Annotated in this window: 3 protein-coding genes; 2 read left to right on the top strand and 1 reads right to left on the bottom strand. The window is 47.3% G+C overall.

Annotated features, from left to right (window positions below):
- Positions 1-232: pyrimidine/purine nucleoside phosphorylase (locus R7070_RS26215; RefSeq protein WP_318141517.1), on the top strand; the 232-nt coding region annotated here is incomplete at its 5' end.
- Positions 233-402: 170 nt separating this feature from the next.
- Positions 403-684 carry a hypothetical protein gene (locus R7070_RS26210; RefSeq protein WP_318141516.1) on the top strand — a complete coding sequence of 94 codons (282 nt, stop codon included), beginning with the start codon at positions 403-405 and terminating at the stop codon, positions 682-684.
- Between the two features lie 19 nt (positions 685-703).
- On the opposite strand, the gene R7070_RS26205 is transcribed toward R7070_RS26210, so the two are convergent.
- A partial coding sequence (locus tag R7070_RS26205) for a GGDEF domain-containing protein (protein WP_318141515.1) occupies positions 704-1,123 on the bottom strand: 420 nt, incomplete at its 5' end.

Raw genomic sequence — 1,123 nt, 5'->3', positions numbered from 1 at the left:
TAACCAGCACGGACAGGATGTTAGTGTCGGTGTGATGCTTCCGGGCGAGTACACATTTGGTACGCAGGCTCCTGAGCGCATGACAGTCGTTAAAGGTGCTCTCGTGGTGAAACGCGTAGGTGAAGCCGACTGGACAACCTACAGCAGCGGTGAGTCGTTTGATGTTGAAGGTAACTCATCATTTGAGCTGCAAGTGAAAGACGCAACGGCTTACTTGTGCGAATACCTATAATCGGTACAAATGCTGAATTGCTTTAAGCCACCTTCGGGTGGCTTTTTTAGTTGCGTAATTTCCTTGAACTGGCGCACGAGATATCGCTTAGAATTCGGTATCTTGGCGCTATTTATGCGCAACTGTGTATATACTTAGTATAAGTACACCCATCAACCAAGGAGGAAGTGATGGCAGTACAACGCAAGCATTCTGATCTCCCTCCTCGCTACGAAGCGAGCGATTTAACGAATGAACAGCGACACCGCTTTACTGAAGTAGCGAACGCGGCGCACAAAAGACGCAAGTTTTACAAACAGGCGATAGAAAAAAGCTTGGTCGGAAAAATGAAGGAGCGAGCTTTTAAGCCAGTGATTGCACCACAACAAGGAAAACCAAGCCGGGCGCGTCAAGACTTCTGGTTGATCGTGTTTTTAGCGCTTGGGTTGTGGGCGATGCACTTTTTTGCATAATCGGGCGACTCACAGAGGCTTAGCACGCCTCTGTCATCTCAAGCATTGATTCTTGTTGTTTGCGCAGCTCACCAGCATGAGAACAATGTTCGTAAAACGCGTACTGATTTTTACCCGTGTGTTTCGCGGCATACATCGCTTTGTCTGCGCAGCGGGTAAGCTCTGATAAATCGTTGGCGTCTTGTTTATAGATTGCGGCTCCTACGCTCATCGTCAGCTCATTATAGGTATCGTAGTTTTGATATCCCTTTGGGAACAAATTAACGATGCGATCCAAAATGCCATCTAGGTCTTGTTTACTGCGCACGTCGTAAAGCATTAACACGAACTCATCGCCTGCGAAGCGCGCAATGGAGTAATCATGTTTATCGGTTTTTCGGTCGCTGTTACGAATGCTTTTCTTCAATCGAGTTGCAAATGCTTTCAACACTTGGTCGCC

Origin of the sequence: Vibrio sp. 1557, assembly GCF_033340175.1 — a bacterium.
Classification (GTDB): domain Bacteria; phylum Pseudomonadota; class Gammaproteobacteria; order Enterobacterales; family Vibrionaceae; genus Vibrio; species Vibrio alginolyticus.
Note: the sequence above shows the minus strand (reverse complement) of the source record. Positions and strands in the feature narration are given on the sequence as shown.

What these genes read in the sequence shown, in the direction of transcription:
- R7070_RS26210 (WP_318141516.1), top strand. Translation starts at nt 403, where the DNA reads ATGGCAGTACAACGCAAGCATTCTGATCTCCCTCCTCGCTACGAAGCG.